General features: G+C 40.2%; 4 protein-coding genes. 3 read left to right on the top strand and 1 reads right to left on the bottom strand.

Going from position 1 to position 12,583, the window contains the following annotated elements; all coding sequences use genetic code 11:
- Nucleotides 1-361: 361 nt before the first annotated feature.
- The 3 genes from ettA to AC21OH_RS09995 all read left to right on the top strand — a co-directional run bounded on the left by ettA (nucleotide 362) and on the right by AC21OH_RS09995 (nucleotide 9,315).
- Entirely contained in the window at nucleotides 362-2,023 is a 1,662-nt protein-coding gene (gene ettA, locus AC21OH_RS10005; protein WP_487370035.1) for an energy-dependent translational throttle protein EttA, read from the top strand.
- 450 nt (nucleotides 2,024-2,473) lie between these two features.
- A complete protein-coding gene (locus AC21OH_RS10000) occupies nucleotides 2,474-6,985 on the top strand; it encodes a two-partner secretion domain-containing protein (RefSeq protein ID WP_487370034.1) in 4,512 nt (1,503 codons plus the stop codon).
- Between the two features lie 197 nt (nucleotides 6,986-7,182).
- Nucleotides 7,183-9,315 carry a ShlB/FhaC/HecB family hemolysin secretion/activation protein gene (locus tag AC21OH_RS09995; protein ID WP_487370033.1) on the top strand — a complete coding sequence of 711 codons (2,133 nt, stop codon included), beginning with the start codon at nucleotides 7,183-7,185 and terminating at the stop codon, nucleotides 9,313-9,315.
- A 328-nt stretch (nucleotides 9,316-9,643) separates the two neighbouring features.
- On the opposite strand, the gene plsB is transcribed toward AC21OH_RS09995, so the two are convergent.
- Nucleotides 9,644-12,508 carry a glycerol-3-phosphate 1-O-acyltransferase PlsB gene (plsB, locus tag AC21OH_RS09990; protein WP_487370032.1) on the bottom strand — a complete coding sequence of 955 codons (2,865 nt, stop codon included), beginning with the start codon at nucleotides 12,506-12,508 and terminating at the stop codon, nucleotides 9,644-9,646.
- Nucleotides 12,509-12,583 lie beyond the last annotated feature (75 nt).

The raw sequence follows: 12,583 nt of genomic DNA, 5'->3' as shown, positions 1-12,583 counted from the left end.
ACAAAATGTAATGTCATCGTTTATAAATAACTCAAGCATACCAATAAACTAAGAAAACAAAGAAACAAAGAAAATTAAGATATAAAGAAGATTAATAAACAAAGAAATTGAAGAAACAAAAAAGGTTGAGCAACAAAGAAGTAAAGTAACATCAGATGATAACTGACACCCAATATGCGATAATGTCTACTAAATGTTGATGATTGACTATTAACAGTTTTAATATTCATTAGGGACACGCCCTAATATCATTCTACGATTACAAAATTTTTTCAAATATTTTAATAATTATTTTCATTCTCCTTAATGGTTTTATATAAGATATATTTCTATAAGAACAATTAAGGTTAACGGAGTCTTAATGGCACAATATATTTATACAATGAACAAGGTATCAAAACTTGTTCCACCAAAGCGTGAAATCTTAAAAGATATCAGTTTGTCTTTTTTCCCTGGTGCTAAAATTGGGGTTTTAGGGATTAACGGCGCAGGTAAATCAACGTTACTTCGTATCATGGCAGGTGTGGATACAGAATACAGCGGTGAAGCACGCGCGCAGCCAGGTACCAAAATCGGCTATCTGCCGCAAGAGCCACAATTAGATGAGTCTAAAGATGTGCGCGGTAACGTTGAAGACGGTATGCGTGAAGCGTTGGATGCTTTAGCTCGTTTAGATGAGATTTATTCAGAGTACGCGGCACCTGATGCTGATTTTGATAAATTAGCGGAAGAACAGGGCAAGATGGAAGACATCATCCAGTCTTGGGATGCGCATAATTTAAACACTCAGCTTGAAAAAGCGGCGGATGCATTACGTCTACCACCTTGGGATGCCGAGGTTAGCAAGCTGTCGGGTGGTGAAAAACGCCGTGTGGCATTATGTCGTCTGCTATTATCTCGTCCAGATATGCTACTTCTTGATGAGCCGACTAACCATTTAGACGCAGAATCTGTAGCGTGGCTAGAGCAGTTCTTGAAGAACTTTAGCGGTACGATCGTGGCCATTACGCATGATAGATATTTCCTTGATAATGTGGCTGAGTGGATTCTTGAGCTGGACCGCGGTTATGGCTACCCTTATGAAGGTAACTATACTGAATGGCTAGAGCAGAAAAACAAGCGTTTAGAAGAGCAGCAAAAACAAGAAGAATCATTTGCTAAAGCGCTCAAAAAAGAGCTGGAATGGGTACGTAAAAACCAAAAAGGTCAACAAACGAAGTCTAAATCTCGTATTCAGCGTTTTGAAGAGCTTAACTCTAAAGAGTTCCAAGAACGCAATGAAACCTCAGAGATATATATTCCACCAGGTCCACGCTTGGGGAATAAAGTGATTGAAGTTAATAATATTTCTAAATCATTTGGCGATAGATTGTTATATGAAAACTTAAGCTTTAACGTGCCACCAGCGGCTATTGTCGGTATTATTGGTCCAAATGGTGCAGGTAAGACGACTTTATTTAACATGATGACAGGTCTTGACGAACCAGATACGGGTAGTGTCGAGCTAGGGGAAAGTGTCAAGGTCGCTTATGTTGGTCAGGTGCGTGACAATTTGGACAACGACAAAACAGTATGGGAAGAGGTCTCAGATGGTCTTGATATTATTAAAGTTGGCGACTATGAAACGCCAAGTCGTGCTTATATTGGCCGATTTAATTTCAAAGGGTCAGATCAGCAAAAGCTTGTAGGCAACTTATCTGGTGGTGAACGTAACCGTTTACAGTTGGCTAAGACGCTCAAACAGGGCGCTAATGTTATTTTACTTGATGAGCCGTCAAACGATTTGGACGTTGAGACATTACGTGCTTTAGAAGATGCGATTCAAGTATTCCCTGGTACCGTGTTAGTCGTGTCGCATGACCGCTGGTTCCTAGATCGTATTGCCACACACATTCTCGCTTTTGAACCTGAAGGCCCCGTATGGTACGACGGTAACTACTCTGAATATGAAGCTTACCGTAAGAAAACTTTAGGCGATGATGCAGGCCCTAAACGTATGAAATATAAGAAGATTACTAGCTAATCAGTTATCCTCATAGGCTAGCGATAATTTGAGTTTGTTTGATGAATCTATGAAAATCAATTCTTAGTACAAAAGCTCTACTGTCAAACAGTTTGAATGCGATAAAAAACTAAAATAGTAATATACTAAAGAGGCACAATTGTGAAAGCAATTGTGCCTCTTTTTTGCACAAAAAAGTTAATAAATAGTTAATAAGTGTATTTATGTAAATTAACAAAAATTGACTAATTAGTACTTAAAAAGTTGTTTTAATTACTAAAATTGTTTATTAGTATTACTAAACTGATTTAAAGTGTTGTTATATATAGAAAAATTACAGTAATGTTACAAAAAATTTAGTGGGAATCATTCTTGCTGGATAAATATTTTAAAAAGATTGACATCTGATTTAGTAAAAGCGACATCTTAGTTTTCTTTTCGTGAATTATTCTATTATAAAAGGGCACTGTTATGAACACTACAAAAACATTTAAACTCTCTACCCAGGGCCGTGTCGCTAGTGCAGTAAGTATGGCATTAGTGATACCAATGGTGAGTGTATCAGCCATGGCTGATAATATTAACCCACTTGGCGATACAACTGTGAGCCAAGTTGGTGACGTTGATGTCGTCAATATTGCAAACCCTAATTCGCAGGGATTATCTCACAATCAATATAATGACTTTAATGTGGGTAAATCAGGCGCCGTTTTAAACAATTCATTAGAGGCGGGTCGCTCTGAGTTAGCTGGTAACCTTAATAGCAATAATAACTTAACGGAATCGGCCTCGGTCATTTTAAATGAAGTGGTGTCTAACAACCCGTCCCTTTTATTAGGACAGCAAGAAGTATTCGGTATGGCGGCGGATTATATCTTAGCCAATCCAAATGGTATCACAGGTAAAGATATTGGCTTTATTAATACCAATCGTGCCTCATTAGTGGTAGGTACACCGACTATTGCAGAAGATCGATTGGCGGGTTTTGAGGTTGGTGTACGTCAAAACAATAAGCTCATAATCGAGGGCGATATTGATCAGGCAAGAAGATTAGATCTTATTGCGCCAACGATTGATATTGATGGCAATATTACTACATCAGATGAAATTAACCTCGTTTCAGGCCGAGCTAATGTCGATTATGATACGCTAGAAACTGATGTGATTACTCAATCTCAGGACAATATTGCACTAGACGGTTCAATTCTAGGAAGCATGAACTCTGGTCGTATTCGTATACATAATACAGATGAAAATGCGACTCAAACCCTGCAAGGCCAATTTGATGCCACAGATGCGTTTGAAGTCAGCGCTAATAATTTAAAAGTTGATAACAGCGCTATTAATGCAGGGTCAGTATCCTTAACTGGTGATTCTCAATTGAGCATTGGTGGTACTGTCGAGCTTGACCGAGACTATTCTCCAGATAAAACAGAAAGACTGTCTAATTGGGTAAAACAAACCAAATCCTCAGACAAACAAAATCAATCTTTTAGCGGATCCACGATACGTGGTGGCGATATTGAACTGGCGGGTGACAGCGTCGATATTATAGGTAGTGAGGTAGAAGGTACATCCATTTCAGCGACTGGGGATAACATTAATGTCAGTGGCATGATAACGACAAACAAGGATATTAGCAAAGTCCATAACAAAAAAGGGCTCTGGTTCAACGAGACAAGAACAGAAGATAGTACGCAGCAATTCCATAAATCTAGTTTAACGGCAACAGGTGACATTAGTCTGTCCTCTACTGATGATTTGCTGGTAGCAGGAACATCTATTGATGGGGATGGTGATATCACGTTGAGTGCAGGCAACAATTTGACTGCACAGAGCCTGATTACGGAAAACTCTTCATCAAGCATTAACAGTTATAAAAACGAAACTTCAAAACTAAAAACAGGTGAAAAAACCGTTTCGGAGTCGACTCAAACAGAATACTTAACTACTATTGATGGTAACAACGTTAGTTTAACAAGTGGGGCCGACCTGCGCTTAGAAGGGGTACAGTTTACAGCCGCAGATGCTAAATTTGACAGCGGTAACGATTTAATGATTACGGCCAGTAAAACTAAAGATGAGAAAATAAATGATGAGAACTTTCTATACTGGGGTGGTATAGGTGGCGGTCAAACCAATATTGACAACGATAGCCAAGAGCATCTAACTGGCAGTAACATTTCTGCTGATACCGTCTCTATGACCAGTAAAAATGATCTCACTCTTACCGCTACTAATATGACTGCAAGTGGCGATATCACGCTTGATACCGAAGGTGATATAACGATTAGCCATGAGTTTGAAAATGAGAGCGAATATTTTGAAGCACGCAACGGTTCTGCGTTTAATATTACTAATTTGAAATTTGCTAAAGATCGTAACAAGCAGAGCACTAAATCGTCTGTATTATCCGGTGATAATGTTAAATTAACTGCTGATAGTATTTCTATTGAAGGTAGTGACGTTATTGCTGATGGCGAATTACTGACAGAGGCTAATGGTTTAATTAGTACAGATATTGCCAATGCTACAGATATCACAACAACTGAGAATTTTGATATTCGAAAAGTGAACACCTCTAAGGTAACAGGTAATATATTTGGTTGTAAGCAGTGTGATGACGAAGTCGATTTAGAAGAGTTTAGTTTTGAAGCGTCAAGCGGACTAAAAGGTATTACTACCATAATTACACAAGGTACCGGGGAGACTCGCGGAGTTGAGCTTTCTGGTCAAAACACTACCTTAACGGCCGAAGAAATTGATTTAAAAGGTACTGAAGTTTTAGCTACTAATGATATAAATATCAATGCAAATGACATCTCCACTTCAGTTGCAGAAGGCCTCACCAATGTTGACAATAAGCTTATTCGAAGCACAGGACCTGAAATCTATGTGGCAGGTGGATTGACTGGTATAGAGTTTGGTATCGGCCTTGGTCATGACCAAATTATTAATGAGCACCACGAATATGACGCTGTTGATTCAGTGGTTAGTGGCGGTAATCAGGTTAGTGTAGATGCTAACAACACGTTGACAAATGTAGGTACGCAAATCTCGGGTAATAACGTAGATCTGAGAGCTAACGATATTGTTAACGAAGCAGGCTATGATCGCATCGTTGATAGAGATGTTATCGCTGGCGGTGATGCAGCACTTAAAGTGTTTGCTGATCTTAGTCCAATAGTCGGCGCGTCGGTCGGTATATCGGGTCAAGGTATTGGTAAAGTCACTGAGAATACTACGGCGATAGCGAATAGCATAAATGCTGATGACACGATCAATATCACTGCTGAAAATACAGTGTTAGATGTTGGCACAAACATGACTGCTAATGACATAAATATTAGCGCTGATGAATATACCAGTACGGCTGCTTATGATTCAGAAATCGTAACGACACATAGTGGTAGTGGAGAAATTAGTGTTAGCGCCACGACTAGTGATTTCCAAAGCGTTACGATAGGTGTTAACGGTAAAGGTACTTATCAGTATCAGCAGACTGGCGAAGCGACTGCCATTCAAGGTAATGTTACTGCAACCAATGTGAATATTGATGCTAATACCAGCGCTAATATTGCCAATGATTTTGATGTAGATTCTTTAACAGTCAATGCAGACTCTGCCATTATTGGTCAAAATAATGACAAGTTTTGGGACTCGTCTGCAGGCGGCTATTTAGATGGCTCTTTTGGCATGTCATTCTCAGCTCAGTCATGTGGTGTAGCACCAGCAATTTCAGTAAAAGGTGGGTTTAATTTCTTAGACATTGAAGGGTCTAAAGCGAATATATCTACTATAAATGCTGGTAACTTAAATATATTCGGTGGTAGCCTTGCTCAAGTCTCTGGTGCAAACATAAATTCTAATACGGTTAACATACAAGGCGATCAAGTTAACTTGTTAGCTGCCCAAGATATACGGACTGCTAAAGGGGTTAATTTAGCGGCTTCTGGGGGGTATGCTGGTTCTATTGATGCTGGTGCAGCATTGGGTGTTGTGAATGAAAGTAGCAATACTTCCAGCGTAATCACCATCAATTCAGATAATGTGACCGTCGAAGCCAATAGTGCAGGTAATGGACTAGTGGTTGAAGGCGTAAATATAACTGCTGATAATGTAGACTTAAGCAATTCAAATGCAGGTGGTAATGTTGATATCGGCGGTGCAGTGTCTAATAATGATAAAGGCAACTTCTATGTAGGGGCTAATATTGGGTTTATTGGTGGCAGTCAAGGCAGCAAAGGATCTAGCTGCTCATCATGTGGTGGTTCAGGCTGTGGTTCATGTGGCGGTAGTGGAATGAGTTTTATACCAACCAGTGTAGGGGCTCAGTTAATTGTTGAAACCGATGACAGCAGTTATCATCAACTTGGCTCTATCAGCGGTGGCAATGTGAACATCGAAGCTGGTCAAGATATTACTCTACAAGGTGATGTTGATGCTAATAACCTTAACATCGAGGCAGGTAATGACTTGATTATTGATTCGGCGCAAGATCTTGTTAAGAAGGTAGATATCAATCAAGGCATCTCTATAGGTATTAACTCTTTAGAGCTTAAATCTGGCATTAGCTCTGAACAATTATTAGATGCCATTGATGAGACCACAGATCTTGATGATTTAGTTTCTATCAACTTAGCGGCTAAGTCCAAGTTTATTGTGGATGATAGACGAGTTACTCAACAATCAAACATTAATGCGAATACGCTTACAGCAACTGTAGGTAGCCAAAATGTGCAGGTTAATGCCGCGAGTATTAATGCGACTAATTCAAACCTTAACGGCGCTACTGTGAGTACGACCAATAATGACGATTATGTACATAATATTGGGGTGGATGCAGGGTTCGATGCTGCTGAAATTTTAAAACTCACTAAAAATAGTAATGCTGAGGATTTGAAGAAGGTAGCTCATCTAGACTTTACCTACGAATGGGACGATGAAGATAGAGCCAATACTCAGGCCAGTGTTAAACTGTAGTGATTGTGCTTTAATAATCATACTATAGTTTTAGGATAGGGCGTATTGGATAACGAAAGCCAATACGCCCTATAATACTTATATCATTATATACTTTAGATTATTGCACGCCTCAACTTATTGTATATTAATCCTATATGTAGCCCGTAATTATGACAGTTATGGGTTTTTTTAAAATTTTAAACCAGTAGGCCATTATGCATCCTAAACGTCACACTAATAATCACAGTAAAAAATATATAAATTACGCAATTTGTGCTGCCTTTAAGCCTCATTTATTTAAACATCAGTCATATAAACAGCAATCTTCTCAACAATGTGCATTTCATCCAGCAGTGACTAAGAACCTATCACCACATTTAGCTTATATCATGGGTCTTGGCGCTTTAGGAATTATCCTGCCATCAATGGGTCATACTGCGGCACAGATAGAGCCAATAGCTGAGTCTTCTATGCAGCCTGTCGATGTCAATGAGGCGTTACGTCAGCCCATTGAGCAACAACAGATCTGGCAGGAGGCGCTACAGCAGCAACGTATCGAGTCTTTGCAAAATACACAGGTTGAAGACCCGGTAGATACCCAACTTACTGAATTTACAGAACCAGGCGACCCTACCGATCCAAGCCTTACTGACGATGATGTCACGTCGCCTCAAGAAAACATGCCTGCGCGACTTAAATGTCTGTCTGTGCAACGTATAGAGTTAGATTCATTACCTGAGCTAAGCCGCTCCACTCAAGCAAAATTACGTCAACAAGCTGAGCACATCTCAACTGACATGATCTTACCTGCGTCTGATATGAAACGCTGTGTCACAGTCTCAGATGCTAATAAGCTGATTCGCGATATTACACAAGCTTATCTGGAAGCAGGATATTTCAAAACATCGATTCAACCTGAAACGGTTAGTCCATCAACCGTTATCTGGCGCGTATATGTAGGAAAAATTACAGACATAGATAACCAAACGACGCTACCGACCAATCGATTGTTCGGGAGTATCATAGGTGATCCTGCCAATATGTCATCGCTCGATCAAGCTGTTAGCAATGCCGAAAGAGTGATAGATGGCAAATTATTATTAGATGTTTATCCAGTAGGACAAGACAATCAGGATGTACGTCTTAAAGTTACTCAGCAAGGTGATATAGATACCGTCACTACGGATTTAGAGTGGCGTTATGACCCTAATGATAGCTACGGGCATAATGAACTAAAGCTTGGTGGCAAGATTAGTAACGTTCTGGGTCAAGCAGATCTTACATCGGTGTCTGTACAGCAAAGCTTAACCAATAAATATGGCTACGATGAAGACAATCAGCGCCGTAGTGCCAGTATCTATAGCATCGTTCCTAATGGTAAGTGGCAATGGTCAGGTTTATTAGCCGCTGATGAGTACACACGAACCACGCCTTTAGAAAATGCCACTTTAGAGCAGACAGGCGATAGCTGGCAAGCCAACCTGCGATTGGATTATACCTTTGATCGTGACCAAGACAGTATTTCCACAGTGTATGGGCAGCTTGCTCATAATGATGTAAATAGTGAGGTACTGGGTAGTAAAATAGATATCCAAAGTCCAACCATTAGCAGCGCTCGTATTGGTGCTAGCCGAACAACGCTATTTAATAATAAAAAAACTAACAGTAGCAATAAATCCTCCTCCAAAAATGTGTCCAGCAATAATAATGACGCTCATAAAGTAGTATCGGGTGCGTGGGTCGTTGATTTAAGTGCAGAACAAGGCATTGGTAATCATGATAACCCTGCTACTAAGCAAGGGCTAAGCGATGAATATTTGCGCTGGTTGTTGTCTGGATATTTGACGCATCAGCATTCGTTAGGATCGGCGACTAAACCGCAAGGCTATTGGCAAATGACGCATCAGCTAGAAGCTCAATATAGCGATGATCAGCTATTTGGTATTAATCAGCAATCTTTGGGTTCAACTTATGTAGGTGTACGTGGTATAAAAAACACCTATTATGCAGCTGAAACGGGGATTACGCTTCGTAATACCTTAAGCTATGAGCCAACGCCATCGGATTGGTGGTCGCTTAATAATCATAAGATACGCTGGTCGCCATATATTGGCGCTGACTACGGGTTAGTCAAAGACACAAAAACGCTATTAAACGATGATAAAAGCGATGCATATAGTGGAACCATTGGGCTTAAACTGACCGGATATGATTCAAAAAACAATGCACTTGATAAACGTTGGTTATTGGATGTTAGTGTCAGCCGTGCTAACGTAGACTATGCAGATGATCGTTTTGATGGGTCACAAGATGCAGAAATATCAGCCGCTTGGAAATGGTATCTTTAAATAAAGAGTCTATGGTTTAGTAAGTCTATGGTTCAAAATTTTTCAATTAAGAGACTTCATAAAGATATTTCTTTATAGCTATCAAGATAGTTAGCAATCCTGGACGCAAAAAGGACAGCCTATGCTGTCCTTCTTAGGTGCTACTTATATAGTCAGCGGACTACTAAACAGTTACGGTGTTAACCTGACTAAGCCTACATGAGTTATATTAGCACTTGGTTGCCTTGTGTCCATTTTAGACTTCTTTGACTATTCTTTTTAACACAGAAAATTTACTATGATTAGTAAATTGTCAGCTTGATATCTCACAATAACAGAGCATATAATATTAACGCTTACGGTTAAATTTGCTTAAGCGCTTATTATTAATCTCGCTAATAGCATGCTCGATTTCGGCATCGTTTAAACTTGCGACATGCTCTACAATCAGCATCATTTCAGGGTTCAATATATAGTTAGCGTGTACCGCGATATTATCAATACGTTCGTCGAATGTTAACAGCCCCGTAGCTTTGTCTTTATTCACATAATCCAATCGAATTAATGCATTTAAAAAACTTGTAAATAGGGCGCGATCAAAGAAGTCTGGAATGTCATCTGCGTACAGTACTGACAAGCGTTGACCTAAAAGATGACATAGATCAACCACTTGCTCGGCTGTTAAATCTCCTGAGCCTTGTTGAGCCAGTAATGCTAGCGTCATGAAATAACGTTCAAGGCTCTGAGACACCGAAGATGCCAGCATATCTAACTGCTGATATTGTTCGCTATTTTTTTCAGGTGCGATTAACATGTCATCACCGATATCAATGATGACACCTTGATCAATCAAGCTCTTTAACGATTTATCAATCAATTGCGGCAAGTTACGTGCGGAGCAATATAAAAAAAGCTCACTTTGTAAGAAGGGATACAGTTCACTAACAATATCTTCTAGATGTTGACGCTCAATATGACCGTTACGATATACCAGCGCAGCTAAAAAAGAGGGCATGATAAAGACATGCAAAATATTATTACGGAAATAACTCAATATCGCATTGTGTCTAGGCATAACTTTAATGATATCGCCTAAGATATGCGGTGTACGCTCAATCAATTTAAGCTTGATACCATAATCAATAATTGAATGCGGGTCCATATCAGTGATGATGGTTTTGTCAGCGTAAGGTACTTGCATGGCGATGCGTTGACACAGGGCTATTTGATCACGGCATATCTCTTCATCTAGGGCAGCTTTGGGTGTAGAGAGTAGTACCAGCGATAATAGTGAAATCGGGTTGACCACAGCCGCTTTATTAATGTTCTGCATGATTTTTACACCCAGATTATCCACCATGGCTGAGGTTTTTTCATCAAGGGGTGTGTCAGTGCGGTCAGCGGGTAGGCTATTGGGTGCGACGTCAAACTTCTGCATGAAGTCATCCATAAGTAGCGGCGTTCCAAAGCTTAACTGAACATGACCAAAGATACGTTCAATTTTACGACTTACCTTTAATAATGCGAGCAAAGACTCAGACTCTTTTGGATTGCCCTTAAGCTCGCCAATGTATGTACCGCCTTCCATGAGACGCTCATAACCAATATAAGTCGGTATAAAGGCCATAGGTCTATTGGAGCTACGCAAATGACTATGTACAGTCATGGCAAGCATACCAAGCTTAGGGGGTAAAAGGCGACCTGAACGCGAGCGTCCGCCTTCAATAAAATATTCAATAGGCGTGTTACGCTGGATAAGCGTATGCATATATTCTCGCAGTACTGCCTTATAAAGCTCGTTTTCCTTAAAGCTACGACGAATATAAAAGGCAATAGCTCCGCGCAGTAATGGGCCTAATACAGGTACATCAAGATTGTCGCCTGCAGCAACATAAGGCAGGCTTAAGCCTTTTTTAAAGATAACGTAACCGAGGAGTAGATAGTCTACATGGCTTCGATGACAGGGTACGTAAATGATCTCGTGTGTGGTGGCAAGCTCTCGGACTTCTTCAAAATGATGAACTTCGACCCCGTCGTATAGCTGAGTCCATAACCAATTTAAGAATATATAAAAGAACCGAATGATCGAGTAGTTATAGTCATTTGCAATCTCATTGGCATAGTTACGTGCCAATTTTCTAGCTTCTGTCATGCTTATATCAGAATGTGCGGCTTCTTCCTTACAAGCATGCTCGATGGCAGGCGAGTAAATTAACTTTTCAACAATATTGCGCTTGTCCGACAAATCGGGACCTATCATACTTTGGCGTTGACTGTCCAAAAACGCACTAAGACTATGTTGAACCAATAAGGTAAGACTAAAATTAGCTTCTTCTGCCGTTAATAAAGCCGTTGAGCTGGATGTTTTGGTTTCGATGTTCTTTTTGGCTTGAGTTAATAGCGCTTCTTCATCACTCTCAAGATCAGAGTCTTGGAGGTCTAAGTTTTCGGGTGAAAGCGCTGAAGCGAGTGCCGCAGACAGATCGTTGTCATCAACACTATTATGAGTTGATGATGAATCAGAGATAGACTCAATCATCTTATGTAAGCAAATAGGAGAATGAAACTGTACGAAAGTATCACGGCCCATAACACCAATGTTAAACAGCTGTTTAATAACCGATGGATCTTCCCAGTTATTGGCCATTAATAACTTAAATAAAGAGTCTTCATTATCTGGAGCACGGCCCCATAAGATTGAAACAGGCACCAGATTAATTTTTGGTGCAGGATTCCGACGACACGCAGTGACCAATCTGGCTAACCGAGGAGATACCTTACGCTCATCGGCATTGGGATGTCTTAAAAAGATAACTGCCGCATTCTCATCAATCTGATGCGTCTCATCTTCCACCCCGACCAGTGCCGGCGGAAACCCATGCTCTTTGGTCTGTAAATCTACCAAGATACTATTGGAGCGCGAGTATTCTCGTAATACATAAAAGGTTAGGGTATCATCGGATGGCATAACCTCAGGAAGCTCGCCAATAACTTTTGGCTTGACGGCTATATCGAGTGTCTTGCCTGAGAGCATACGATAAAACTGATTGACTGAGCGTCCAGAACGTGAGATTGCCGCAGTCGCTTGTGCCGCTTGCTCTTGGAAGCTTACCGAGCGAGAAGACTGAGACTTTTTGTCACGACGTCTCTCTTCTGACTGACGCTGTTTTTTTAAACGCTTTTTAATAGAATGTAACAAACGATTTGGTCGCATAAGTTGTCGTCAAACCTAATAATTGAAAGTGGATATGGTGCCATATATTGTGTAAAAATAAAACACTTGTTCTCT

It is taken from the genome of Psychrobacter sp. CX10, assembly GCF_057621575.2.
The sequence above is the reverse complement of the archived record's forward strand: the minus strand, read 5'-3'. Positions and strand labels throughout refer to the sequence as shown.